The sequence below is a fragment of the Rhizobium sp. Leaf453 genome (genome assembly GCF_001425605.1).
Classification (GTDB): domain Bacteria; phylum Pseudomonadota; class Alphaproteobacteria; order Rhizobiales; family Rhizobiaceae; genus Pararhizobium.
On the sequence record NZ_LMRG01000008.1, the window covers coordinates 24877 to 50160 of the forward strand.

25 protein-coding genes are annotated in these 25284 nt (G+C 60.7%); 14 read left to right on the forward strand and 11 right to left on the reverse strand.

Annotation, left to right across the window (positions count from 1 at the left end):
* Window positions 1-36 precede the first annotated feature (36 nt).
* Window positions 37-828 (reverse strand): alpha/beta fold hydrolase, encoded by a 792-nt coding sequence (locus tag ASG68_RS11195; protein WP_062578103.1) that lies wholly within the window; start codon window positions 826-828, stop codon window positions 37-39.
* The gene (locus ASG68_RS11200) at window positions 803-1402 is read right to left on the reverse strand and encodes an amino acid synthesis family protein (protein WP_062609725.1); all 600 of its coding nucleotides are present in this window, start codon (window positions 1400-1402) and stop codon (window positions 803-805) included. Before ASG68_RS11200 ends, ASG68_RS11195 begins: the two co-directional genes overlap by 26 nt.
* Window positions 1403-1503: 101 nt before the next feature.
* Between ASG68_RS11200 and ASG68_RS11205 the strand changes: the two genes are divergently transcribed.
* The gene (locus ASG68_RS11205) at window positions 1504-2184 is read left to right on the forward strand and encodes a GntR family transcriptional regulator (protein ID WP_062578314.1); all 681 of its coding nucleotides are present in this window, start codon (window positions 1504-1506) and stop codon (window positions 2182-2184) included.
* Window positions 2185-2331: 147 nt separating this feature from the next.
* Here the strand turns inward: ASG68_RS11205 and ASG68_RS11210 are convergent, their stop codons facing one another.
* The 5 genes from ASG68_RS11210 to ASG68_RS11230 all read right to left on the reverse strand — a co-directional run bounded on the left by ASG68_RS11210 (window position 2332) and on the right by ASG68_RS11230 (window position 9897).
* A complete protein-coding gene (locus tag ASG68_RS11210) occupies window positions 2332-4026 on the reverse strand; it encodes a hypothetical protein (protein ID WP_062578107.1) in 1695 nt (564 codons plus the stop codon).
* A 100-nt stretch (window positions 4027-4126) separates the two neighbouring features.
* A complete protein-coding gene (locus tag ASG68_RS11215; protein ID WP_062609727.1) occupies window positions 4127-6895 on the reverse strand; it encodes an autotransporter outer membrane beta-barrel domain-containing protein in 2769 nt (922 codons plus the stop codon).
* Between the two features lie 393 nt (window positions 6896-7288).
* A complete protein-coding gene (gene pcaF / locus ASG68_RS11220) occupies window positions 7289-8494 on the reverse strand; it encodes a 3-oxoadipyl-CoA thiolase (RefSeq protein WP_062578111.1) in 1206 nt (401 codons plus the stop codon).
* Between the two features lie 9 nt (window positions 8495-8503).
* Window positions 8504-9193, reverse strand: coding sequence for a CoA transferase subunit B (locus ASG68_RS11225; protein WP_062578113.1), 690 nt, complete (start codon window positions 9191-9193; stop codon window positions 8504-8506).
* Window positions 9190-9897, reverse strand: coding sequence for a 3-oxoacid CoA-transferase subunit A (locus tag ASG68_RS11230; RefSeq protein ID WP_062578115.1), 708 nt, complete (start codon window positions 9895-9897; stop codon window positions 9190-9192). The genes ASG68_RS11225 and ASG68_RS11230 overlap by 4 nt, the downstream gene beginning before the upstream one ends.
* A 134-nt stretch (window positions 9898-10031) precedes the next feature.
* Between ASG68_RS11230 and ASG68_RS11235 the strand changes: the two genes are divergently transcribed.
* Window positions 10032-10787: an IclR family transcriptional regulator gene (locus tag ASG68_RS11235; protein ID WP_062578116.1), complete on the forward strand. Its 756-nt coding sequence runs from the start codon at window positions 10032-10034 to the stop codon at window positions 10785-10787.
* A gap of 44 nt (window positions 10788-10831) precedes the next feature.
* Here ASG68_RS11235 and ASG68_RS11240 read toward each other — a convergent pair whose 3' ends face one another.
* Window positions 10832-11716, reverse strand: a complete 885-nt coding sequence (locus ASG68_RS11240) for a helix-turn-helix domain-containing protein (RefSeq protein WP_062578118.1) — start codon at window positions 11714-11716, stop codon at window positions 10832-10834.
* Between the two features lie 128 nt (window positions 11717-11844).
* Here ASG68_RS11240 and pobA point away from each other — a divergent pair, with 128 nt between their 5' ends.
* Window positions 11845-13017 carry a 4-hydroxybenzoate 3-monooxygenase gene (pobA, locus tag ASG68_RS11245; RefSeq protein WP_062578315.1) on the forward strand — a complete coding sequence of 391 codons (1173 nt, stop codon included), beginning with the start codon at window positions 11845-11847 and terminating at the stop codon, window positions 13015-13017.
* A gap of 17 nt (window positions 13018-13034) precedes the next feature.
* Here the strand turns inward: pobA and pcaQ are convergent, their stop codons facing one another.
* Entirely contained in the window at window positions 13035-13958 is a 924-nt protein-coding gene (gene pcaQ / locus ASG68_RS11250; RefSeq protein WP_062578120.1) for a pca operon transcription factor PcaQ, read from the reverse strand.
* 94 nt (window positions 13959-14052) lie between these two features.
* Here pcaQ and pcaD point away from each other — a divergent pair, with 94 nt between their 5' ends.
* The 10 genes from pcaD (at window position 14053) to ASG68_RS11300 (ending at window position 22652) form a co-directional block, all read left to right on the forward strand.
* Window positions 14053-14865, forward strand: a complete 813-nt coding sequence (gene pcaD / locus ASG68_RS11255; protein ID WP_062578121.1) for a 3-oxoadipate enol-lactonase — start codon at window positions 14053-14055, stop codon at window positions 14863-14865.
* The gene (gene pcaC, locus ASG68_RS11260) at window positions 14858-15262 is read left to right on the forward strand and encodes a 4-carboxymuconolactone decarboxylase (RefSeq protein ID WP_062578123.1); all 405 of its coding nucleotides are present in this window, start codon (window positions 14858-14860) and stop codon (window positions 15260-15262) included. The genes pcaD and pcaC overlap by 8 nt, the downstream gene beginning before the upstream one ends.
* A gap of 7 nt (window positions 15263-15269) precedes the next feature.
* On the forward strand, window positions 15270-16019 hold the full coding sequence (gene pcaH, locus ASG68_RS11265; RefSeq protein WP_062578125.1) for a protocatechuate 3,4-dioxygenase subunit beta: 750 nt from the start codon (window positions 15270-15272) through the stop codon (window positions 16017-16019).
* A complete protein-coding gene (gene pcaG, locus ASG68_RS11270; protein WP_062609729.1) occupies window positions 16019-16633 on the forward strand; it encodes a protocatechuate 3,4-dioxygenase subunit alpha in 615 nt (204 codons plus the stop codon). Before pcaH ends, pcaG begins: the two co-directional genes overlap by 1 nt.
* Before the next feature lie 107 nt (window positions 16634-16740).
* Complete coding sequence (locus tag ASG68_RS11275) at window positions 16741-17811, forward strand: 3-carboxy-cis,cis-muconate cycloisomerase (RefSeq protein ID WP_062578129.1); 1071 nt, start codon at window positions 16741-16743, stop codon at window positions 17809-17811.
* 129 nt (window positions 17812-17940) lie between these two features.
* The gene (locus ASG68_RS11280; RefSeq protein WP_062578131.1) at window positions 17941-19110 is read left to right on the forward strand and encodes an ABC transporter substrate-binding protein; all 1170 of its coding nucleotides are present in this window, start codon (window positions 17941-17943) and stop codon (window positions 19108-19110) included.
* Between the two features lie 213 nt (window positions 19111-19323).
* A complete protein-coding gene (locus ASG68_RS11285) occupies window positions 19324-20187 on the forward strand; it encodes a branched-chain amino acid ABC transporter permease (RefSeq protein ID WP_062578134.1) in 864 nt (287 codons plus the stop codon).
* A gap of 5 nt (window positions 20188-20192) precedes the next feature.
* Entirely contained in the window at window positions 20193-21194 is a 1002-nt protein-coding gene (locus ASG68_RS11290) for a branched-chain amino acid ABC transporter permease (protein ID WP_062578319.1), read from the forward strand.
* Entirely contained in the window at window positions 21191-21955 is a 765-nt protein-coding gene (locus ASG68_RS11295; RefSeq protein ID WP_062603974.1) for an ABC transporter ATP-binding protein, read from the forward strand. The genes ASG68_RS11290 and ASG68_RS11295 overlap by 4 nt, the downstream gene beginning before the upstream one ends.
* Entirely contained in the window at window positions 21936-22652 is a 717-nt protein-coding gene (locus ASG68_RS11300; protein ID WP_062578317.1) for an ABC transporter ATP-binding protein, read from the forward strand. Before ASG68_RS11295 ends, ASG68_RS11300 begins: the two co-directional genes overlap by 20 nt.
* A gap of 14 nt (window positions 22653-22666) precedes the next feature.
* Here the strand turns inward: ASG68_RS11300 and ASG68_RS11305 are convergent, their stop codons facing one another.
* Window positions 22667-23350: a GntR family transcriptional regulator gene (locus tag ASG68_RS11305; RefSeq protein ID WP_062578137.1), complete on the reverse strand. Its 684-nt coding sequence runs from the start codon at window positions 23348-23350 to the stop codon at window positions 22667-22669.
* A complete protein-coding gene (locus tag ASG68_RS11310) occupies window positions 23347-24030 on the reverse strand; it encodes a GntR family transcriptional regulator (protein WP_062578139.1) in 684 nt (227 codons plus the stop codon). The genes ASG68_RS11305 and ASG68_RS11310 overlap by 4 nt, the downstream gene beginning before the upstream one ends.
* A 199-nt stretch (window positions 24031-24229) precedes the next feature.
* Here ASG68_RS11310 and dctP point away from each other — a divergent pair, with 199 nt between their 5' ends.
* Entirely contained in the window at window positions 24230-25222 is a 993-nt protein-coding gene (dctP, locus tag ASG68_RS11315) for a TRAP transporter substrate-binding protein DctP (protein WP_062603975.1), read from the forward strand.
* Window positions 25223-25284 lie beyond the last annotated feature (62 nt).

Sequence of the window (25284 nt, forward strand, 5' to 3'; positions counted from 1 at the left end):
CGAAGTCTCCTTCCATGGTCTCCGGGACCGAATGTTTCAGCTTGCGGCTAGCCAATCGGCGAACGCTCGGTTCACGTCTTCAGGCGCGGTCAGGTTCACCATGTGGCGGTGCCCCTCGATCACCACGGCCCGCCCTCGACGCGCGGCGGCCGCCATGTCGCGTGTCATGTCAGCGGTCGAATTCATGTCTCCGGCCCCTGTCAGGAACAGCGCCGGGCATTCAACGCCGGACCAGCAATCCGCATAGATAGCGTCCCCACCGGCGAAGGCTGCGTAGGCCGCAGCATAGCCGGCCGGATCGACAGCCTGCAGCAGGCCGCGCACGATCGCATAGGCCTCCGTTGTCTCTTCAGCTTCGGAGAACCAACGCGAAAGCGGCGCCACCCGGTCGAACACGCCGGAACCGATTTCACGCGCCCGCTCTTCCACCGCCTTGCGGGCATCGGCCCGACGGCGATGTACGCCGTTAAGCAAGGCCACTCGCCGAACCATCTGCGGCGCCGTCGCGACAATGCCGCCCGCAATCAGCGCCCCCATGGAGTGGCCGGCAACATTGACCGGGCCCGCAGATAAATCCCCCAGAAACCGCCGAAACCATTCGACATAACGGGGCAATTCCGGAGCGCCCTCCAGCGGATTCGAAAGGCCGTGACCGGGAAGATCGACCGCGATCACGCGGAAATCACGTGCCAAGCGATCGATCTGCGGCTGCCAGGCTTCGGCACGCATGCCCACACCGTGGATGAGGACGACGATTTCATCACCGTCTCCCCGCTCCAGGTATGCCCCCCCCGAGAGCGTCTTAGACCGCGGCAGGATTTGCAACATCGTGACCCAACTCCTTGAGGTCCTGATATCGGTCACCAATGCGGTGATGCGGACGGCCGCCGATGGAAGCCCCGAGCGCGACGACGATCTCGTCGGCGGCTGGCGCATCCGGGATCGCGCACTGGATGGTCAGGTAATGTGAGCGACGCCCTTCGTCGTTCTTGTCCATCAACGGAATCATGATGGAAGCATTTGCCGGACCGCGCGTATTGCAGAAGGCAAGGTAGGATTTCGCACCGACAGCACTGCGGTAATAATTGCCGAAGCGCAGCGTATGGATAAGCGCCGAAGCGTGCTCCACCTCTCCGTCAAGGCCGACGACTGCCGACTTGCCATACGCTTCGACAGCCTCCCCCGAACCGGCTTCATCAATTATCATCTTCGTCAGCAGCTCCCCCAGGACTGGAGCCACGGCATGGATCTCCGGCTTCAGGTCCTCGACGAAACCACGCCCAGCCCAAGGGTTTTTCACAACTGCGATTGCGGCGATCAGCTTGAGCGGCGTCGCCGCCTCCTTGCCGCCTTCCACGAAAGTCGTCTCCACATGCAGCAGCGTTTTCCGGATCAGTGTCACCGCGGTATCCTTCTGTCTTCCATCTGACCGTATCTTGGTATACCATCCTACAAAGTGTCAAGCCATTGTCTAAGACTTTTTTTGCAGATATGAATGCGTCCATGACAAAGAATCCGGAAAACCTGGCGGCACTCCGCATTGAAACCCCACCCGTGACACTTCGGGAAATCGCGCTCGACCGCATGCGTCGCGCCATCATCGGCGGCCTCTTCGAGCCCGGTGGGCGCCTGGTGGAAAGAACGCTGTGCGACCAACTCGGCGTGTCACGGTCCGTTATCCGCGAGGTCATCCGCCACCTCGAGGCCGAGGGCCTTGTCGAGATGCTGGCAAAACAGGGACCGATCGTTGCAAAGCTGGGTTGGGACGATGCGCGCCAGATCTATGAAATCCGTGCTGCGCTCGAATCAACCGCGGTGGCCGATTGTGCGCGGGTCGCCGGAGCCAATGTGAAGGCTCAGTTGCGCAAGGCCATGGGCGAGTTGGAGCGAACATCGAAGCAGAATTCACCCATCGGCGTGCTTGATGCCACCACGGAATTCTACAAGATCGTATTCGAGGCTGGCGGCAACAATATCGCCTGGGAAATTGTCAGCCGGCTGAACAGCCGCATCTCGCGCCTGCGCGTCATGACGCTGTCGACATCAAATCGCATGGCATCGGGTCCGTCGCAAATCAGGGAAATTTTCGCAGCGATCGACGCCAACAACCCGGAAGCGGCCGCAGCAGCCTGCCGTTCCCACGTCACGGCGGCGGCGGCGATTGCGAAGACGATCTTGAGCTAATCGCGCGGATACTTTTCGATGTTGGCACCGGCGACCCCGTCGGTTTTGAGCCTCCGGCGCCACGAATTATCTCGCCAAGACAATGACGCCTTCTCCAAAGGCATCCGGAACCATCGTTAGCTGCACAATACACAAAGCCGAGGCCATTCATGCAGGGCCTGCCGATGCCCGCACGCGCAGAACATTATGGAGGTACAAGCAATACCCGGAAATGAAATGCTCTACGTCGTCAATACGGATCCGAAAGGAATGATGGCGGCTGAAGAAGCTGTCTTTGATCTTCCCCGGGCTTTTGAAGTACATCGCCATCTCGGGATAGAGGCATGCGAAACGTTGATGGCTGGCGCGATGATCGATGGTTTCGACGAGCGCGCGGATATCGTATTTTTCAAGAAGTGGGTGCTTTGCCGTGACCATGGTATCGACGAGCAGCAGAGATGCCATCAACAGTTCCAGAAATGTCGGATAGGCCGTCTCACGCCGACGGATGAATTTCAGATTGCCAAAAACATTTTTCAGGCCGAATTCGAAGTACCCGTCATCAGGCAGATGGCGTGTAATCTCATTGGTGCAATACGCCAGCCAGTGATCATGGTGCTTCCAATGGTCGGTCCTGATGAAATGCTCGAAAGCCCTGCGGGCAGCATTCATCCAAGACTGTTCTCCGTCCACCTCAAAGAGGCGGATCAGCGCCAGCGTGGCCTCTCCATCGTAAAAAACGATCCGGAAGGGGTCTTTCACCTCTAGCGTTGATCCATCGAGAACATGCAGGAATGCGCCGCTGAAGGGGTCCTGAAAGCGGCCGATAATGCCACGCGCCAGCGCCTGGGCAACGGGAAGATAACGTTTGTCGCGGGTTAGCGTGATGTATTTGAGCAGCGTGAGGATAAAGACGGCCTGAGCGCCGAGTTTCACTTCACCATGGTTGGCGTGATCGACGACAAAGAGTTGATCGCCGTGGCGCAGCATCGCAGTGCGCAGAATATATTCTATGCCTTGAGGCACCCGCCGGGCGATCTCGATGTTGCCGGTCGCTTCCCATGCATCGAGCATGGAATAGAGCGTTCCCGCGTGGCGCAGGATGTTATAGGTTGGAATAACAGTGTCGTACGCGGGAAAGTAGCCATAAACAAAAGTGCCGTCGTCCCGCATCTGCCTTGCGAGGTAAAGGCCGGCATTTTCGATCAACGTCTCGATTTCAGTCGCCAGCGAGGGCACTTCGCGCAGCCCTTGGCCGTAACCGTCGCTTGCAAGGGAATGTAGAACACCCGACCGATCGCTGAAAATGGCTTGTGTTGCGAAGAGGTACCATTCGGGGGCCGTTTCCACCCCGCCCAGCAAGAGTGCCTCCTTGCGCCCAGTCTTGAGGTAGCGATTGATGCGCTCGAAGCTCAGGCCCAACGTCTTGCCATCATGTTCCACCCAAGCGGCAATTCCGTTCAGTTCCTGCTCCAGAAGGGCAGTGTTGAAGTTCGCATCGAAGGCAATGCCGTGGCGAAAATAATTGCGCCGCGTGGCGTTGAGTTCTGCGAGTATTTCGGTCGGCGTTGCGCTGCGGATCGAGTGGACCAGATCGGCCTTGATCCACTGCCATTCTTTTTCATCGGGCAATTGTTTTCTAAGGCGCATCAAAGCCGCCCGCCAAGCCGTCTCGAAACTGTTGCCAACGCCCGTTGCGCAACGGGCGCGGGTTTGGATATCTGAAACCGACAGGATCACGACAGTTTTTGGCGAACGACCGAAATGAGCGGCGGTCTTCCTGTGGGCTGCCTCTTCGTAGGCAGCAAGCGCGATTTTGAGCCGGGCAAGCACGGCGTCGATCGGAACGTTGGTCTCGGTCATTCATACATTTCCGAATTGGCCGGGGAGGCCGCGTTCGTTTCCGGCAGCGGCGTTCAGATCCGATAAAGTCACGCATCGGAACGCCGCTGCAGTTTTCATATCACCACTTGATGCGCAGGCCGATCTTGCCGGATATGCCATCGAAATCCGTGTCGGATATGTCCGTGTGATAGGAAATATTTCCATAGACACGGGTATTTTCGTTGAAATCCGCAGTCAAGCCGGCACCCAGTTCCAGCGTGGTCGCGCTTCGGGTATTCGTGAAACTGGTTGTATTAAAGGTAGCAACGCTGTCGACGTCGAACTCATGCCAGAGATTGACGAGCAGGAAAGGATCTACCTTCTTGCCGTCGATATCGTAGCTGCCGACCAAGCGCGCACCGATGCGCCCAGTCCAAGCGTTTTCGTCCTCAACGTTGATACGCCCGCCAATGTCGTACACCGTATCGAAATTCTGATGCTGCCAGATGATTTGCGCCTGTGGCTCGATCGCCCAGTTCTCAGTTATGTCGAGCGGAACGCCCGCCTCCAACGAGGCAGTGACGGCATTGCCGTTGAAATCGCTGGAGTAACTTCTGCCGGCTTCAGTGTGCAAATCAAGCCAGGAATACATCAAAACCGTATCGACATAGGCTCCCTCCTCCCATGTATGTGTCCAATATCCACCAACGCTATAGGCATTGATATCGAGCGAGCCTGCGAAAAGATCGAAACGCCCGAGGTTGAAGCCGCTGATATCGCCTTCAGCCCGGCTGTAACCGACAAAGAGACCGAGTGTGTCGACTTGGCCGTTGTTGTGCTCGGTTTTGTGGATCGGCGCACCGACCTGGATACCCCAGGTCGTGCCGTCATAGTTACCGAGCAGAACGTTTGAGAGGCCGGATTCATACTTCTCACCGAAAACTCGCGTCCAAAAAAGGTGTTTCGGCTCCTCGCCTGTGAACCATTCCTGCTCGCCGTGGCGTTCATGGAATGTGCCGAGCGTCGTACGCAAGAGCCCGCGTGATACGTTTGGAAGTACGTTGAAGATCGGGACTTCCGGTCGGTAGGACGGAATATTTCCACCGTCACCATCTCCGTCACCATCTCCATCACCATCACCATCGCCGTCGCCATCGCCGTCGCCATCTCCATCGCCGTCGCCATCTCCATCGCCGTCGCCGTCCCCATCGCCGTCGCCATCCCCGTCACCATCACCATCGCCGTCCCCGTCGCCGTCCCCATCGCCGTCGCCGTCCCCATCGCCATCCCCATCGCCGTCGCCGTCGCCGTCGCCTTCAATGTGATTCCTGAGATACCAGTTCTCGTCAGTGCCTTCGGTCTCTCCGCCGCGGAACAAAAGATATTCGTAGGCGCCAGCTGCCACACGTTGCGACAGGTGGAAGCTAAGGGGGTTGGTAATGCCGCCATTCGTCGTTTCCACGACTAAAATGCCGTCGTCCATGGTCTGGGCTCCCACGCCACCGACGTTTATGACTCTAATGCCGGTTGTACCCGACGCATTGCCACCATCTATGACGAGCTTGTCGGAGGGGGAATTGTCACTGTTGAGAACAGTCTGAAGAAGCAATTGCCCAAAATCACCAGCATAGTTACCGCCGATCGTGAGGCTGTCGGTCGTCGAACTTGATCCGTTCGTCAGGTCGATGATGCCGCTGTTTTGTACGGTAACAAGGTCATCTCCGAAGGACTGGATCGAAGACTGTCTGCCACCGCCAAAGAGTGTGCTGGTTTCATCGATCGAAAGTGTCCCCGTTGAGGTACCGCTGTCGCCAAGTGTGAGGTTGCCGGTCATCTCCAGTGTCGATTCATTCGTCAGGGCAATCAGTTCCCAATTGACGAGGCGCTGCGGGCCGGTTCCCTGAGTATTATGCCAGGTCAGGGTGTCGTCTGCTGAGCCGCCGTCAATCTGAATTGTCTTGAGCTCAGCATCGGTGAGACCGATGAACCGGGCATGATCGTCGTCGTTGCCCATATCGATGCCGCGGATCAGGCCGCCGCGCCAGATCATACGATCGAGACCATCACCGGCCAGAAGGTTGCCGGCAACCTCGCCGCCGTTCAGCCGAAAAACATCGTTGCCCGCCGATTGCTGGACGTTCGCGTTGACACGCCCACCCTCCATGCGGAAAAGGTCGTTGCCACCTCCCTGATCCACGCTGCCATTGATGGAGCCGGGGTCATAGTTGATGATCGTGTCGTTGCCGCTGCCCAGCGATATCGTGCTCTGCACCGTACCGTAATTGGTAATCCGGGTCTCGCTGGCGCCATCCACGAAGACACCGTTGTTGATGAATGCACCCTGATTGTTGAGGATTGTCGTGCCGCCATCGCCCATGATCGTCACGCCATTGTTGAGCGTACCGCTGTTGGTGATGTTGTTGTGGCTATCGCCGGTGAAACTGAAGGATGAATTAATGAAGGAATTGGCGTTGTTGACAACGGAGTAGGTGCCGTCACCGATGAATACCAGCCCGTTGTTCATGTTGCCGGAATTCTCGAAATTCACGACATCATTGTTTTGAAGCGTGACGCTTTGCAGGTTACCGGCACTGGTGACGTTAAGAAGGCCTGTGTCAAAGGCGGTAAAGGCACCGTTGAGATTGGTTCCAGACAGGATATCGACCGTGAGTTCGTCGAGACCACTTGTTGAAAAGCCGGATGGGTTGCCATCACAAACCACCGTATCGCCGGAAGAAGGTGTTGCCGGACTGCAATCAGCCAGAGCCAGGCCAGCTTGGGGAAGAAAGAAGACGCTTGCCAACGCGATTTTGCGCAAAGGCGCCGGTGCTTTCCGCCGCGCAATCAAGGGAGCCTGGTGGTGACGCCGCTGGAAGGTATTCTTCTTTCCCGATCCGCTTTTCGGCATCTACATGTCCCCTGTCGATGGCAATCTGGTCGAATCCATAAAAAAACCGATGCGGCAGGCAAATACAGCCCTAGAAATCTAGGGGATATAACGCGGATACGTAATATTTTTTGCGGCGGATAAATTAGCAATTCCTTTGAAAATATTACATGATTGACTTTTTGTATTATTTTGGCACTTGCCCACTGCCCCGCCGGCTTCCGCCTGAGCATGGTACGGAACTAGCTGATCATGGTCGTTTGCCCAATCACGAGGCCAGCGCGCTAGCGCAAGGCGACAGGGTATGATGCTGACAGCGCCATTTTTCGCATGACCGCACGAAAAGGCGTCAGCGGAAAGGGATGCCCACGCGGAGCATCCACAGTGGACATCTTCCAACAGACCCTATCGGCGCTAGACCCGCTCCAGGACCACCGCAATTCCCTGTCCGACGCCGATGCACATCGTCGAGAGTGAACGCTTCTTGCCGGTTATCTGCAACTCCAGCGCGGCCGTGCCGGTGAGGCGGGCACCAGACATGCCAAGGGGATGGCCGAGCGCGATGGCGCCGCCGTTCGGATTGACGTGCTCAGCGTTGTCGGCAATGCCGAGTTCGCGCAGTGTCGCCAGACCTTGCGAGGCAAAGGCTTCGTTGAGCTCGATGACGTCGAAGTCAGAGGGTGTCAGCCCGAGGCGTGCGCACAGGCGCTGCGTGGCATAGACCGGGCCGATGCCCATGATGCGCGGCTGAACGCCGGCCATGGCGCCGCCGAGAATCCGGGCGATCGGCGTGAGGCCGTATTTCCTTATCGCGGCCTCGGAAGCAATGATCAGCGCAGCGGCGCCATCGTTGACGCCGGAGGCATTGCCCGCGGTCACCGTGCCCCCCTCCTCCCGAAAGGGCGTGCCGAGCTTTGCGAGGGCCTCGATGGTCGTTGCACGCGGATGTTCGTCCTTGTCGACAACAACCGGGTCACCCTTCCTCTGTGGGATGGTGACGGGCGTGATTTCCCTGGCGAGACGTCCGTTCGCCTGCGCTGCCGCGGCCTTCGCCTGCGAGCGCACGGCGAACGCGTCCTGGTCCTCGCGCGTCACCTTGAAATCCGCGGCGACATTCTCACCGGTTTCGGGCATGGAATCGACACCGTACTGGCGCTTCATCAAGGGATTGATGAAGCGCCAGCCGATGGTCGTGTCGTAGATTTCGGCATTTCGTGAGAAGGCTGTTTCCGCCTTTGGCAGAACGAAGGGCGCACGGCTCATGCTTTCGACACCGCCGGCAACGATCAGTTCCGCCTCGCCCGCCTTGATGGCGCGCGCGGCCGCGATGGCCGCATCCATGCCGGATCCGCAGAGCCGGTTGATCGTCGTACCGGAAACGGACGCCGGCAGGCCCGCAAGCAGACTGGACATGCGCGCTACGTTTCGGTTGTCCTCACCGGCCTGGTTGGCGCAGCCGAAGATGACGTCGTCCACGGCTTCCCAGTCGATGCCGGCATTCCTCGCCATCAGCGCCTTCAGCGGGATCGCGCCGAGATCGTCGGCGCGCACAGCCGACAGCGAACCGCCGAAACGGCCGATGGGGGTGCGGATATAGTCGCAGATGTAGGCGTCGGACATGATGTTTCCTCAGAGTTCCGGTACGACGAGATCGGCGACCGCACCCTCGATATGCAGCTTTGCGCCGGTCATCGCCTGCAGTTCCTCCGTCGTCATGCCAGCAAGTTTCTCGCGCAGAACGAAGCGGCCGCCGGAAACGTCGATTACGGCATGACTGGTGTAGATCCGGGTGATGCAGCCGACGCCCGTGAGCGGGAAGGTGCATTTTTCGACGAGTTTGGGCTCGCCGTTCTTGGTGACGTGCTCGGTGATGACGACGACTTGCCTTGCGCCATGCACGAGGTCCATCGCTCCGCCGACGGCCGGCACGCCCTTGGAACCAACACGCCAGTTGGCGAGGTCACCGTTTTCCGCGACCTGATAGGCGCCGAGAATCGCGACGTCGAGATGGCCGCCGCGCACCATGGCGAAGCTGTCGGCGTGGTGAAAAAAGGAGGAGCCCGGCTTCAAGGTCACCGCTTTCTTGCCGGCGTTGATCAGATCCCAGTCCTCCTCACCGGCGGGCGGCGCCTCGCCGAAATCGAGGATGCCGTTCTCCGTGTGAAAGACCGCTTCACGGCCTTGTGGCTGGTAGCGCGCGACCATTTCCGGAAAGCCGATGCCGAGATTGACATAGGCGCCATCCGCGATGTCCTGCGCGGCGCGCCAGGCGATCTGGGAGTTGCTCAGTTTGATGTCTTCACGAGTATCGACGGTCATGCGTAGGCCACTCCTGAGCGGATCAGATCTTCTTCCTGCTTCGGATGGCTGATCTCGACAATCCCATCGACGTAGATGCCCGGGGTGACGACGTGTTCGGGATCGATGCTGCCAACCGGAACGATTTTTGAAGCTTGCACGATGGTCCTTGCCGCCGCCATGCACATCAACGGGTTAAAGTTGCGGGCGGCCTTGTTGTAGGTCAGGTTGCCATGCGTATCGCCGACATGCGCCTTGATCAGCGCAAAATCCGCCTTCAGCCAACGCTCCTGCACGTACATTCGCCCTTCGAATTCTGCCACGGGCTTACCCTTGGCGAGTTCCGTGCCGAAGCTTGTCGGCGTGTAGAAGGCCGGAATACCTGCCCCGCCGGCGCGGATACGCTCCGCGAGAGTGCCCTGCGGCACCAGTTCCAGTTCGATCTCGCCGGCGAGATAGCGATCGGTGAAGGCACGCGGGTCGGTCGAGCGCGGGAAGGAGCAGACCATTTTCCGCACCATGCCCGCATCGATCATAGCGGCAATGCCGATGCGCCCGTTGCCGGCATTGTTGTTGATGACGGTGAGTTCCTTCGGCCTCCTGTCGATGAGGGCATGGATCAGTTCGATCGGTGCCCCGGAGCCCCCGAAGCCCCCGATCATCACTGTCGCGCCGTCGCCGATGCCGGCGACAGCCTCCGCCAGACTTCCGATCGTCTTGTCCATGCAAAATCTCCCGATGTCGGCCACAGAAGTAAATCCGAAGAAACGAGCCGGCAATCCATTTTGTGCGATATTTGACTTTTGTTCAAATATCGCACAAAATGACATATCGAACTTTTCTCCACATGGAAGTCGCAATGCGCGAAACGGATTTCATCGGCGGCTTCGCCAAGGGGCTGCGCGTCATCGAGGCCTTCGGCGAAGCCAAGCCTCGCCTCACCATCACGGACGTCTCCAAGGATACCGGCCTTGACCGGGCGACGGCACGGCGCTGCCTCCTGACACTCGCAGAACTGGGCTACGCAGCCTATGACGGCAAGTTCTTCGAGTTGACGCCGAAAATCCTGCGCCTTGGCCATGCCTATCTCTCAGCCACCCCCCTGCCCGTGCTCGTCCAGCCCTATCTCGATCAACTGTCGGAAAAGGTTGGTCAAAGCGCCTCCGCTTCGGTTCTCGACGGCACGGAGATCGTCTACGTGGCACGCGCGGCACAGAAACGCGTCATGTCGATCAACCTGATGCCCGGCTCGCGCCTGCCTGCCTATTGCGCCTCGATGGGCCGGGTGCTGCTCGCGGCCTTGCCCGAAGCGGAGGCGCGCAGCATTATCGAGGCAAGCGAACGCCGGCCGAATACGTCCTTCACCAAAACAGAGCCGGACGCGCTGATGGATGAACTCGCGCGCGTTCGCCGGCAGGGTTATGCGGTGATCGACCAGGAACTGGAACTTGGCCTGCGCTCCATCGCCGTGCCGCTGGAAAATGCCCGCGGCCGGGTCGTGGCCGCGCTCAATATCGGCGCCCCGGCCGCCCACGCCGCAGCGGACGACATGGTCGAGCACTACCTGCCTGCCATGCGCGAAGTGCAGGCAGCGTTACGGCCTGTCCTCGCCTGAGTTGAACCGCGGTCACAGATCGGAAGACAAGAGATGAAAGAACGCTACTTCGCGGATTGAGCGGCCAGCCGCGCACGCTCAGCCATCCGGAAGGCCCGCGGCGTCTGACCGGTCTCGCGCAGGAAATAGCGGGAGAAATAGGCCGGATCTGCAAAACCCAAACGCAGACCGATTTCCTGTGCCGGCATCTGCGTGAAGACGAGGTCGCGCCGCGCCTCGTCGATCAGTTTGCGACCGATATAGGCATGAGCCGTGAACCCTGTCGCGCCCTTGACGATGCGATTGAGATGGGTGGGCGAAACGCCCAGTTCCCGCGCATAAAACTGCGCCGGCTTCTGACTGCGAAAATGCTGCTGGATGAGGGCGTCGAGGTATTCGACGCGCCGAGCCGTCTCGCCGGCTTCCTGTTCCGGATTGCCGCGAGCCCACTGTCGTGCCGCCAGCGTCAGCGCAGAAACCAGGTAAGCCTCCATCATGTCCGTGCGGCCGCTGCGCCGGTTTGTCCATTCTCCGGCCAGCCGCTCCAGTGTCGCGATGATGAAGGCGCCGTCGGGTTCCCTTGGATCGAGCAGTGTTAGCCGCGGCTCCGATGCAAAGCCCATCACCTCGCCTGCAAGCCGCATGTGGGATGCGAGCAGCGTGAAGACATGGCCGTCGATATCCCGGGAGAATCGGAAACCATGGTCCACCGCCGGCGGCATCGTGACGATGGCGGGGGGCGTCAATGGCCAGCGCCCGCCACCGAACAGGGCATCGCCTGATCCGGCGGAAATGTACAGGATCTGGAAGAAGCTGTCGTGCCGATGCAAGCCTATTTCGTAGCGATGCAGGCTGCTGCGGGAGGGAACGGTTTCGCAATGCAACCAGAAATCTGGCTCTTTGGCAGCCTTTTCGCCGTAGAGATTATAGGTCGGTACAGATTTCGTCATCTCGTCACCGCACAAACAGGATGTTCGATTTGTACAATTATTGGACCGATACGTCCATTGCCTCGCCCAGCCTCCCTGCCCGACAATTTGTGAAATGCAAGTTCGGGATCGAGGTTCGGGAGGACATCATGCGCGTTCAGGTCGCCATTATCGGCTCGGGTCCGTCGGGGCTGCTGCTCGGCCAACTGCTCGGCAAGGCCGGCATCGAGACGGTCATTGTCGACCGGTCGAGCCGGGAACACATTCTCGGCCGCGTGCGGGCCGGCGTGCTGGAGGAAGGCACGGTGGCCTTGATGAACCGGGCCGGCGTCGCAGCCCGCATGCAGGCAGAAGGCCTGCCGCACGATGGCTTTTCGCTCGCCTTCGACGGGCGCGACCATCGCATCGACCTCTTCGGCCTGACAAGCGGCAAGCGCGTGATGGTCTACGGCCAGACGGAACTAACACGCGACCTCATCGGGCAGCGCGAGGCCGATGGTCACCCGACCATCTATGAGGCGTCCAACGTCACGCCGCATGACTTCGACGGCACTACGCCCTACCTCACCTACGATAAGGACGGTAAGACGCATCGGATCGACTGCGATTTCATCGCCGGCTGCGACGGCTTTCATGGGGTGAGCCGAAAAGCGGTGCCTGAGAAGGCGATCCGCACCGTTGAAAAGGTCTATCCGTTCGGCTGGCTCGGCATTCTCTCCGAAGTGCCGCCGGTGAGCGACGAACTCATCTATGCCAATCATGCACGCGGTTTTGCACTTTGCTCCATGCGCTCTCGGACCCGTAGCCGTTACTACATCCAGTGCGCGCTCGACGAGAAGATCGAGAATTGGTCCGATGCTCGCTTTTGGGACGAGTTGCGCCGGCGCCTTCCCGCCCACCACGCCGAGGCAATGGTCACCGGCCCGAGCTTCGAGAAATCGATCGCGCCACTGCGATCCTTCGTCGCCGAACCCATGCGCTTCGGGCGCCTTTTCCTCGTCGGCGACGCGGCCCATATCGTGCCGCCGACTGGCGCCAAGGGGCTTAACCTTGCGGCGAGTGACGTGCACTACCTCTTCAACGCCCTGCTGGAACACTATCACGACCGCTCGAACGCCGGGATCGACGCCTATTCCGTCAGGGTGCTCGCGCGTGTCTGGAAGGCCGTGCGATTTTCCTGGTGGATGACAACCATGCTGCATCGCTTCCCCGAGGCCGGTGATTTCGAGCAAAAAATCCAGGAGGCCGAACTCGACTACCTTACCCATTCCCGCGCTGCGGAAACCGTGCTGGCGGAGAATTACGTGGGCTTGCCCTATTGAGGCTTAGCCCACGCTGTTCAAGCCGCGGGCGACACCTCGCCGGCAACTTCACGGATTGTCTGCATGAGGATGGCCTGCGGCATTGAGGGCACGGCGTCGGCACGCATGGTGAGGCCTACCGGACCCTTGGTACCACTGGTATCGATCGGCAGCGCCACCAGTTTTCCCTCAACAATATCTGCCGCCACGACTCCTTCGGAGATGATCCAGATCGCATCGGTTTCGCGCACAAAGGCGCGGCCGAAGGCATCCGAGACAGTCTCGATCTGGTTGGCCACCCCGGCAATACCGTTGGTGATCAAAAAGCTTTCCACGAAAGGACGGATGATGGAGCCGCGGGTTGGCATCAACACCGTATAGGCATCGAGCCTGGAAAAGATCGCCCCTCGAGACAACAACGGATGACCAGTGCGCACGCAGAACACCACCTTTTCCGAATAGAGGTGCTCGAAGGAAAAACCCGTCATCTTCTCCGGTGCCGCCAGTCGCCCCACGACAAGGTCGAGATCGCCGACGCGCAACTGTTCCAGCAACACAGCGTTCTCGCCGGTGACGATCTTGATCGTCGCTCCCGTGCCCTCGGCAAGAAAGAGTTTCATCGCCTTCGGCATGATCCGGGACGAGACCGTCGGCAACGCGCCGATCCGGATCGGCGGCGCATCACCGGAGCGTGCCTGCGATACCGAATCGAAGCCCTGCCGCAGCGCCGTTAGCGCAGCGCCGGCATGTTTGAGGAAGACTTCACCATAGCGGGTGATCTTGATTCCTCGTCCATCGCGCTCGAAGACGGCGACGCCCAGAACCTCCTCCAGTTCGCGGATCGTCTTCGTGACGGCAGGTTGGCTGACATGCAGCAGATCGGCCGCCTTCATCACGCTCTTCTGGCGCGCCACCTCGACAAAGGTTTGCAGATGGCGGAACTTGATGCGGCTGTCGACCACTGTTTCATAACCTCCAAGTTAATGGAACGGCATGAAATATCATTTTACCTAACCAGATCAAGCGATCAATCTGGAGACACGGGAGGAGATCGACGTGCAATTCGCAACCGTCAACGACGTTATCCTGCATCACCAACTGATCGGCGGCCCTGCCGGAGCGCCGGTCATCGTGTTCGCCAATTCGCTTGGAACGGATTTCCGCATCTGGCGCGATGTCGTCGTGCGCCTTGCCGGCGACTTCCCGATCATCACCTACGACAAGCGCGGGCATGGTCTCTCCGATCTCGGCCAGATGCCCTACTCGATCGACGATCATGTCCTAGATCTGGCCGCCTTGCTCGACCGGCTTGATGTGAAGGACGCCGTCATCTGCGGCCTCTCCATCGGAGGCATGATTGCGCAAGGACTGGTTGCCAAGCGTCCAGACCTCGTCAAGGCGCTTATCCTGTGCGACACGGCACACAAGATCGGCACCGACGAAATGTGGAACGCTCGCATCGAGACCATCGAAACGAAGGGCATTGAAAGCCTCGCCGATTCTATCCTCGAACGCTGGTTTACGCCCGCCTTCCGACGTCCGGAAAATGCCGCCTATCATGGCTATCGCAACATGCTGACGCGCCAGTCTGCCATTGCCTATGCCGCCACCTGCGCCGCGGTGCGCGATGCCGACCTGACCGAGACGACGAAGCGCATTTCCGTGCCGACGCTCTGCGTCGTTGGCGATCAGGACGGCTCGACTCCGCCCGATTTAGTGCTTTCCATGGCGAAACTCATTCCCGATGCCCGCTACGAGGTCATCAAGGACGCCGGGCATATTCCGTGCGTCGAGCAGCCGGATATTCTGACCGAGATGATCCGCGCCTTCCTTGCCACCCTACCTTCCGGAGACAAGCCACATGGCTGATTCCCAAACCTTTTCCGATCGCTACCGTCAGGGCATGACGACCCGACGCGCAGTCCTGGGCGACAACCATGTCGACCGCGCCTCGTCGTCGGCGACCACCTTCGATCAACCCTTTCAGGAACTGATCACTGAAGGCGCCTGGGGCACGGTATGGTCGCGGCCGGGCTGGACGAAGCGCGAGCGCTCCATGGTGACGATCGCGCTGCTGGCCGCCCTTGGCCATGACGAGGAAGTGGCGATGCATGTGCGTGCGACCCTCAACACCGGCGCGAGTCGTGAGGATATCGCAGAGGCGCTGCTGCATGTGGCGATCTATGCCGGCGTGCCCGCCGCCAATCGTGCGTTCAAGATCGCCAAGCACGTGTTCGAGGACATGGATGCCGGAAAGGCGGCCTGAGGCAGACATGACAGACCTTTCAAACAGCAAGCCCGAAACCGGTGCCTTCTTTCCCCGCGATCGTCTGTGGCATCCGCCCGGTCTGACACCCGGCTACAAGACCTCCGTGCTGCGCTCGCCGCAGAAGGCCCTGCTCTCGCTCGATGGCACGGTGTCGGAAATCACCGGGCCGGTCTTTGGCCATTCAATCCTCGGCGAACTCGACAACGACCTCATCCACAATTTCGCAAAGTCCGGCGAAAGCGCCATCGGCGAACGACTTGTCGTGCATGGACGGGTACTGGACGAACGGGGGCGGCCCGTACCCGGCGCACTCCTGGAATTCTGGCAGGCCAATGCAGGCGGGCGGTACCGCCACAAGAAGGAGACCTATCTCGCGCCGCTCGATCCGAATTTCGGCGGCTGCGGGCGCACCATTACCGATGCGAACGGTCACTACGCATTCCGCACCGTCAAGCCCGGCCCCTACCCTTGGCCCAACGGCGTCAACGACTGGCGCCCGGCGCATATCCACTTCTCCGTCTTCGGCCACGGCTTTGCCCAGCGCCTGATCACGCAGATGTATTTCGAGGGCGACCCTATGATCTGGAAGTGTCCCATCGTGCAGACGATCCCCGACAAGGCTGCGATCGAACAACTGGTCGCAGCGCTCGACTGGGGCAACACGATCCCAATGGATGCGCGCGCGTACAAGTTCGACATCGTCCTGCGCGGCCGCCGTTCGACGCTGTTCGAAAACCGGATGGAGGGCAACTGATGGTGCAGTCGCTCGGCTTCCTCAAGGAAAGCGCCTCCCAGACGGCGGGGCCTTATGTCCATATCGGCCTGACGCCAAATTTTGCCAGCATCGGCGGCGTCTACGAGACCGATCTCGGCGCAACCATGGTCAACGACAAGACACTTGGCCGGCGCATCACCATCAGCGGCCGCGTGCTCGATGGCACCGGCACGCCGCTGCGCGATGCACTCATCGAGATCTGGCAGGCCGATGCGAGCGGCCTCTACAACAGCCCATCGGAACTGCGCGGCAGCGCTGACCCGAATTTTGCCGGCTGGGGCCGCTGTCCTACCCACGGCGAAACCGGCGAATACCGCTTCGAGACCATCAAACCCGGCCGCGCACCGTTCAGGGATGGTCGCCTGATGGCGCCGCATATCTCGTTCTGGATCGTCGCCCGCGGCATCAATCTCGGCCTCAACACGCGCATGTATTTCGGCGATGAGGAAACGGCCAATGCCGAAGACCCCGTGCTTGCCCGCATCGAACACCGCATCCGCGTGCCGACGCTGATCGCGGCCGCCAACGGCGACACTTACCGTTTCGACATCCATCTCCAAGGGGAGAAAGAAACGGTGTTCTTCGATATTTAGACACGACGCGTGGCGATTGGCCTATAGTAGGCGCGCAACCCGCAGCATGGATCCTCGGGCTTGGCCTGAGGATCCACCACCGTCTGTCTTGTTGATCTGAGGGCTCCATGACCGTTTCCGCCTTCGACCACCCCTATCTGTCCGGCTTCGTCGGCGACGAGGAGGTGGCGTCGTTCTTCTCGGCAGCAGCGGAGCTGGAAGCCATGCTGGCCTTTGAGGTAGCGCTGGCCAAGGCGGAGGCGATTGCGGGCGTTATCCCTGCCGATGCGGCCCACGCCATCGAGCGCGCGGCGCATCTGTTCTCGCCCGATGTGGCCAGCCTTCGCGCCGCGACGGCGCGGGACGGCGTCGTCGTGCCGGATCTCGTGCGGCAATTGCGGGTAGTCGTGGGCGAACCGCATGGACATTGCCTGCATTTCGGTGCGACCAGTCAGGATGTCATCGACAGTGGGCTGATGCTGCGGCTGTCTCGCGTCCTGGCCCTTCTGGAAGACCGGCTGGACGGGCTGATCGGCGCGCTGGCAGCTTTCTCGGTGACGTTTGGTGGACAAAGTCTGATGGCGCGCACGCGCATGCAGCCGGCCATTCCGATTACTGTGGCCGACCGCCTCGACGCCTGGCGCCAGCCGCTGGAGCGCGTCGCCGAGCGGCTGGAAATCTTTGCATTGGAAGGGCTCTCCGTGCAGTTCGGTGGAGCGGCCGGTACACTGGAAAAGCTTGGCGACAAGGCGGCCACCGTGCGCGCCGCACTGGCCGACGAACTCGGCCTTGCCGACACGCCGCAATGGCACAGCCAGCGCGACCGTATCGGAGAGCTTGCAGGCCTACTGGCCGCCATCACCGGCAGCCTCGGCAAGATCGGGCAGGATATCGCGCTGATGGCCGATCGCAGTGAGGAGATCGTGCTTTCCGGCGGCGGCGGTTCGTCCACCATGCCGCACAAGCAGAACCCGGTCGCCGCGGAAATACTGGTCACACTTGCCCGCTTCAATGCCGTACAGCTTGGCGGCATGGCACAAGCCGCCGTGCACGAGCAGGAACGCTCTGGCGCTGCCTGGACGCTCGAATGGCTGATCCTGCCGCAGATGGTGGTCGCGGCGGGAACCTCGCTGCGCCTTGCCGGCGAACTTCTTGCGTCAATCCGTCAACTTGGCTCGCTCTCTGACGAAATCCAATAACCTCAGGGTTATGATATGAGGTCACTTTTTCATTTTACATCACTTTTCTATCTGCCAAGCTAATAAAGGCCTATTTGCCATTCGTAAAATGTCTGGCTGGTCGCGCGACCGGTCTTCAGGGAGGAAATCATGAAGAAACTTGCGATCGCCGCGCTCGCGGCTGCGCTTATGGGCGGCGTTGCCCATGCCGATACGATCAAGGTCGGTGTCGTCGGGCCATTCTCCGGCCCCTTTGGGTTGCAGGGCAAGAATTTCAAGGCTGGTATCGACGCCTATATGGCGTTGAACGGCAATACAGTCGGTGATGACACGATCGAGATCATTTATCGCGACATTCCCACCGCTGATCCGGCGCAATCGAAGGCCCTGTCGCAGGAACTGGTCGTCAAGGAAGGCGTGCAGTATCTTGCAGGCTTCTACTTCACTCCCGATGCGATGGCCGCAACACCGCTGCTCGAGCAGGCGAACGTACCGATGGTGGTAATGAACGCCGCGACGTCAGCCATTGTTACCAAGAGCCCCTATGTGGTGCGCACATCCTTCACCACCTGGCAGACCTCGACGCCGATCGCCAAGGTCGCCTTCGATGGTGGCACCAAGAAGGTGATTTCCGTCGTAAGCGACTATGGTCCGGGCGTCGATGCCGAAGCCGCCTTCAAGACCGGCTTCGAGGCCGCCGGCGGCCAAGTTGTCGAAGCAATCCGCATCCCGCTGCAGACCAACGACTTCTCGCCGATCATGCAGCGCATCAAGGATTCGGGTGCCGAAGGCGTCTTCGCCTTCCTGCCGTCCGGTCCGACGACGCTGGGTTTCGTGAAGGCCTTTAACGAGAACGGCCTCAAGGAGGGCATCAAGTTCTTCGCTCCCGGCGACCTGACGCAGGAATCCGACCTGCCGGCGCTGGGCGATGCGGCGCTCGGCCTGACCACGACCTTCCACTACGCCGTCTCGCATGACAGCGCCGAGAACAAGACGTTCGTCGAGGCTGCCGCCAAGGCCATCGGCAATCCGGCCGAACTTTCCTTCCCGGCCGTCGGCGCGTATGACGGCATGCATGTCATCTACAAGATGATCGAGGCAACGGGCGGCGATCAGGATGCCGCCAAGGCTGTCGAGGCCGTGAAGGGCCTTTCCTGGGAAAGCCCGCGCGGTCCGGTCACGATCGACGCTGAGAGCCGCCACATCACGCAGAACATCTACCTGCGCGAAGTCGCGAAAGCGGACGACGGGACCTACTTCAACAAGGAAATTCAGACCTTCGAGAAGCAGGGCGATCCGGGTCTGAAGGCTGCGAAGTAGGCGAATTGCCTCGGGCGACGTCCCGGCGATGGATCCTCGGGTCAAGCCCGAGGATGACGGAGGGGAGTAAAGCGCTTCCCCTCCATCAGCAGCGCAGCATGCGGCGGCGTCGCTGTGATACGCCGCTCTCGCTTCTTTCGTCGTCCTCGGGCTTGACCCGAGGAGCCACACCCATGGCACAACACAGACGACGGGTAACATCAGGACAACAACATGCAAACGGTCTTCAGCATCGGTGTCGATGCGCTTGCTTACGGCATGGTGCTCTTCGTCATTTCCATTGGCCTTTCGGTTACGATGGGACTGATGCGGGTTGTCAACCTTGCCCACGGCGCCTTCGCCATGATCGGCGGTTATATCGCCTCCTATGCGGCGCGTGATCTCGGGCTTGCCTATGCCGTCGCGGTGATGCTCGCGGTCGCCGGCACGATCCTCATCGCCATTCCCATCGAGCGCCTGCTCTATCGCCGCATCTACGGCCAGCCGGAGCTGACGCAGGTGCTGATGACCATCGGCATCACCTTCTGCATCATCGGCATCGCCAACTATGTCTTCGGCCCGACGCTGAAGACCATTCCGACGCCGGAAACGCTGCGCGAACCCGTCAGCCTCGGCTTCCGCACCGTCTCGTCACACCGGCTTTTCGTCATCGCCTGCGGCGCGGCCGTCGCACTCGGCCTCTGGTACTTCATCGAGCGCACCGCCTTCGGGGTGAAGCTGCGCGCCGCAGTGGATAATGCCGCCATGGCCGCCGCGCTCGGCGTGCGGACCCAGGTCGTCTACGCCGTCAGTTTCGCCGTCGCCGTCGGTCTTGCTGCCTTCGGCGGCGTGGTCGGGGCCGAACTTTTGCCGATCGAGCCCTATTATGCGCTGCGCTACATGGTGACCTTCCTTGTCGTCGTCTCGGTCGGCGGGGCGGGCTCCATCCCCGGCGCGCTCGCAGCCTGCCTGCTGCTCGGCGCCATTGACACGACAGGGCGCTACCTCATGCCGGAATTCGGTGAATTCTTCTTCTATCTTGCCGTTATCGCCATCGTCTGGCTCTTTCCTCGCGGCCTTGCCGGAAGGGCGAAGTGATGGCGATGTTGAGCAATTCCGACACCTTGTCCGTGACCAGCGATCGCCGCGCGCGGTTGACGCGCGACGCAGTCGGTGTCCTCGTCATCCTTGCGCTGGGCGTTGCGGGCTATGTCCTCTTCCCGAATAACCTTGCGCTCCTGACGCGGATCACGGCGATCGCGCTGCTTGTGCTGTCGCTCGATCTCGTCACCGGCTACTGCGGTGTCGCCACGCTTGGCCATGCCGCGCTGTTCGGTGCCGGTGCCTATGGTGCCGGCATCGCGGCGGCGCATTTCGGCATCACCGACCCGGTCGCCATGCTCGCGGTCGGCATCATCGCGGGCTCTATTGCCGGCCTCATTTCCGGGGTCGTGGTACTGCGAGCACACGGCCTGCCGCAACTCGTCCTGTCCATCGCCATCATCCATCTCGCCCACGAGGCGGCCAACAAGGCCTCCGGCTGGACAGGCGGCAGCGATGGTCTCTCCGGCATCATGCCGGACGCGGTCTTCGGCGTCTGGCAATTCGATCTCTGGGGCCGTACGGCCTATGTCTTCGGCATCGTGCTGCTCGTCGTGACCTTCGTCCTGCTCCGCCAGATCGTCCGCTCGCCCTTCGGCATGCTGTGTCGCGGCATCCGGCAGGATCCGGTGCGCATCCGGGCCATGGGCGGCTCTGTGCATGGCACGCTCATTAGGATGTATATCATCTCCGGCGCGGTCGCCGGGGCAGGCGGCGCGCTCAATGCCATCTCCACCCAGGTCGTCGGCCTCGACAGCCTGTCCTTCACGCTGTCGGCCGAAGCGCTGGTCATGCTCGTGCTCGGCGGCACCGGCTCGCTTTACGGCGCGCTGCTCGGCACCGTCACCTTCCTGTGGTTCGAGGATGTGGTTTCGGCCGCCAACCCGTTCCACTGGCTCACCATCGTCGGCGCGCTGCTGATCGCCGTCGTGCTTTTTGCGCCCAAGGGACTTTATGGCTCGCTCGCCGCATATTTCGAACGCCGCGGGAGAAAGAACCCATGAGCGCGATCTTCGATGTCCGGAACCTGAAGAAGACGTTCGGCGGCCTTGTCGTCACCAACGATGTATCATTGTCCATGGCACCGGGCGACCGTGTGGCGCTGATCGGTCCGAACGGCGCCGGCAAGACCACCTTCGTCAACCTCGTCACCGGCAATATACTGCCGAACGCAGGGAGCGTCATGCTCGGCGGCCAGGATGTGACGCGCCTTGGCCCGACCGAGCGTGTACGCCGCGGCTTGGTGCGCTCGTTTCAGGTCACGCGGTTGTTTTCCGAGATGACGCCGGAAGAGCATGTGGCGCTTGCAATCCTGCAGCGCGAGGGGCGCTCGGGAAAGATGTTTGCGAGCCATCGTGCCATGCCGGATGTGATGGAGGAAGGGCATACGTTGTTGTCCCGGCTCGGCATCGCCCATCTTGCCCGCCATCGGGTCAGTGAGATCGCTTATGGCCAGCAACGTCTTCTCGAATTGTCGCTCGCCCTTGCCTTGAAGCCGAAGGTGCTGCTGCTCGACGAGCCCGCAGCCGGCGTGCCGCAAAGCGATACCGCGCGGATCGAGCAGGCGATCGCCGACCTGCCTTCCGATCTCGCCGTGCTGATGATCGAGCATGACATGGATCTCGTCTTCCGCTTCGCAAAGCGTGTCGTCGTTCTGGCGGCGGGCGAGATCATCTTTGACGGATCACCGGACGCCGTGACGAAGGATGTCCGCGTGCGCCAGGCCTATCTCGGGAGCTATGCCGATGCCCGCAGCGTCGCTTGAAATTTCCGGCCTGTCCGCAGGCTACGGTCCGACGCGTGTGCTGGAGGGTATATCCTTCTCCGCGCCCGCGGGTCGCCGCCTCGCCGTACTCGGCCGCAACGGCATGGGCAAGTCGACGCTCTTTGCCACGCTGGCAGGCCAGACGAAACGCTACGGCGGTGAGATACGCCTCGGCGGCACATCGATCGAAGGCATCGACAGCGCATCCCGCGCGCTGAAGGGCTTGGGCTATGTGCCGCAGTCTCGCGATGTCTTCCCGACCCTGACGGTGGAGGAAAATCTCTTTGTCGGCCTGAAGGCACGGCCGCGCTCTTCCATCGAAGAGGCCTACACCATGTTTCCGCGCCTGAAAGAGCGGCGCAGAAACCTCGGCTCGCGACTGTCCGGCGGCGAGCAGCAGATGCTGACGACGGCGCGCACCATCCTCGGCCAACCCTCCGTGCTTTTGCTCGACGAACCGCTGGAAGGGCTTGCCCCCGTCATCTGCGAGGAACTGATGGCCGCCTTCGGCATGCTTGCAGCGTCCGGCGCGATGACCATCCTGCTCGTCGAGCAACGGATCCAGAGCGCACTCGATTTCGCCGAAGAGGTCATCATTCTCGAGCGTGGCCGTATTGCCTGGAGCGGCACGCCCGCCGCGCTGTCAGCCGACCAGCACGCCGTCGAAACCCTGCTCGGCGTAGGCGGTCTGCATTGACAGCAGAACCCGGTTTATCGCGCCCGGTTGTTCAACGTGCCGACCGACAGGGCATGCTCGACCCCGGCATTGATGTGATGGCGTAGCAGCCGTATTGCGGTTTCGATATCACGGCTCAACGCGGCCTCCTTCAAGGCGCGGTGCTCCGGGCGCGAGGCTGAAGGGCGGAAGGCCAGTGCAATCATCTGATAACGCAGGTACTTGTCGAAAACGTCGGCATGGGTCTGCATCAGCACGCGCGAGCCGCAGGCCGAGATCAGCATCTGATGGAAAGACCAGTCGCTGCGGCGCCAAGCGTTGATATCAGAGGTATCGCCCGCCTCCAGCCGCTCCTCATGGCTGTCGAGCTTGTGATGCGCGGCGATGACGCCCGCCTCCCAGTCGAGCGTACCCGCCTCGAACGAGCGCGCAAGAGCGTGCTCCTCCAGCAGCAATCTCAACGCAGCAATCTCGCGCAGGCCGGCTTCCGAAATCGGCGCAACCTCGAAACCACGCTGTCCTTCTGCACGCACGAAACCATCGGCAGCAAGCCGGCTCAGGGCCTCGCGCAAGGTGCTCGTGCCGGCGTTATAGCCATCGCGCAAGCCGTCGAGCTTCAGCTTTTGTCCCGGCTTCAGCCGTCCCATGATGATATCTGCGCGGAGACTTTGATACACTGTCTCGCCAAAGGGCTGTCCGGCATCCGTCATGTCGTTCATCGACTACCCTCCGCGAGCAGTCCATGTTCGACGGTGTAATCGATGCAGGCGCCGATATGGCGCGTCAGCAGCACCTGGGCGCGAGGGATGTCTCGCTTGAGTGCACAATCCAGCAATTCGTGATGTTCCTCAGCTGCGACCGAGCCGCGGAACATCACCAGCAGGACCTGATATCTGAGGAACCGATCGAAAATCCGGTCATGCGTGGCTAGCAGTTCCTGCGATCCGCAGGCGGCGATCAGCGCGACATGGAATTCACGATCGTAACGCTTCCAGATTTCCGATACCGAACGGTCGCCGGCCAGCATCTTTTCTTCCATCCGCGACAGCTTGTGATGCGCCGCCACCACGCTGGCCTCCCATTCGATGTCTCCGGCTGCAAAGGAGGCTTCAACCGCATGGCATTCGAGCAGAATGCGCATGTCCGAAATCTCGCGAAGGTCTCGGGCCGAGATCGGCGCGACTTCGAAGCCCTTCTGCGTTTCGAAACGGATCAAGCCCTCAGAGACGAGCCGCAACAACACTTCGCGCAAGGTGGCGACGCTCACGGCATAGTGGCCGCGCAGTTGTTCCAGGCGCAGTTTACGCTCGGGTTCCAGCCGGCCGAAGATGATGTCGCTCCGGAGCCGGTGATAAATCTGGTCCCCGACCGTGTCGGGCAGTGACAATGCGATTGTCATAAAACTCTCTCCCGGCACGCATTTGAGCCGAACCGCCGCGTCTGCGCAAGATGTCCGGTCAAGTTCAAATCATATGTTAAAATAAAAAATATCATATGAATATGAAATCCGGTGTTGATTTCGAATTTGCCAGATGTCAGTCTCGCTTTCGGAGGGGCGGCAAGGAGGAATGCCGTCATCATCAATGGGAGGAGAAATTATGGCTGCCAAACTTACCCGGCGCAGTGTCGTCGCTCTCGGTTCCGCCGCATTGGCTGCACCGTTCCTGTTGCGTGCAGCGCAAGCTCAGGAGCCTTTGCATATCCGGTTCTCGGCCGTCTTTTCGGACCAGGACATCCGCGCCGAGATGATGAAGAAATTTGTTGAGGGCATCGGCTCGGGCTTCCGATACGAAGGCTTTTACGGTGGCGTCCTGTTCAAGCAGGGCACCGAACTCGTCGCGCTCCAGCGCGGCAATCTCGAAATGGGCAATATCGCACCGCAGGACGTCTCCAATCAGGTTCCGGCCTGGTCGATCCTGACCTCGGGCTACCTGTTCCGGGACTCGGCGCACATGACCAAGTTCTTCGCGAGCGATGCTGGTGCCGAGATGAAGAAAATGGCCGAGGACCAGCTCGGCATCAAGATTCTCGGACCAACCTTCTATGGCACCCGGCAGGTCGGTCTCAACACGACAAAGAAGGTTAGCGTTCCCGCCGATCTCGCCGGCGTCAAGCTGCGCATGCCGGGCGGCGAGGCCTGGCAGTTCCTCGGCACCGCGCTCGGCGCCAACCCGACGCCGATGGCCTATGCGGAGGTCTATACCGGCCTGCAGACCGGCGCGATCGACGGGCAAGATAACCCCCTGCCCAATGTCCAGAACATGAAATTCTTCGAGGTGATGAAACAGATCGTGCTGACCTCGCATCTCGTCGCATTCGATCTCTTGACGCTGTCGAAAAAGGTCTGGGACGGACTTTCTCCCGAACAGCAGAAGACGGTGCAGGCCGCCGCCGACGAGGCGATCGCATGGAGCACCGCCGAGCACGTCAAGAAAGAAGAGGCGCTGGCCGCGAGCTTCAAGGAAAAGGGCCTCGACGTCTATGCACCTGACGTCGAAGCCTTCCGCGCCCATGTCCAGAAAGCCTATGCCGAATCCGCCCTCGCCAAGGACTGGCCGGCCGGCATGGCCGAGCGCATTGCAGCTCTCTGATCCATCCTGCGGCTCGCGTTTGTCGCGGGCCGCATTCCTGTCCGGTGGCATCGGGAAAACCC